The following is a 260-nucleotide window of genomic DNA, read 5'->3' as shown; positions in this document are numbered from 1 at the left end:
AGCGGAAAGCGGAGGGAAGCATGAACGAGCAATTGTATGATGCCATGTTACATATTAAAACGGCGGGGGAGCAAAGAGGATTTCACCCCTCTTTGCATTATCACCGCTATGAGCCCACACCCTACAGCGCACTGGAGGTGCTGTTCAGTCAATACAGCCTGAGCAGCAGGGACCATGTTGTTGACTTCGGCTGCGGCAAGGGCCGGCTTAACTTCTATATCCATCATCTCTTTCAAGCCTCGGTCACCGGGGTGGAAATG

At 52.3% G+C, this 260-nt stretch carries 1 pseudogene; it reads left to right on the top strand.

Annotated elements, in window-relative coordinates:
• Positions 1 to 20 precede the first annotated feature (20 nt).
• Positions 21 to 260: pseudogene (locus WDW90_RS39985) on the top strand (hypothetical protein); the annotation flags it as partial.

Source organism: Methylobacterium nigriterrae (genome assembly GCF_037106235.1).
Lineage (GTDB): Bacteria > Pseudomonadota > Alphaproteobacteria > Rhizobiales > Beijerinckiaceae > Methylobacterium > Methylobacterium nigriterrae.
Note: the sequence above shows the minus strand (reverse complement) of the source record. Positions and strands in the feature narration are given on the sequence as shown.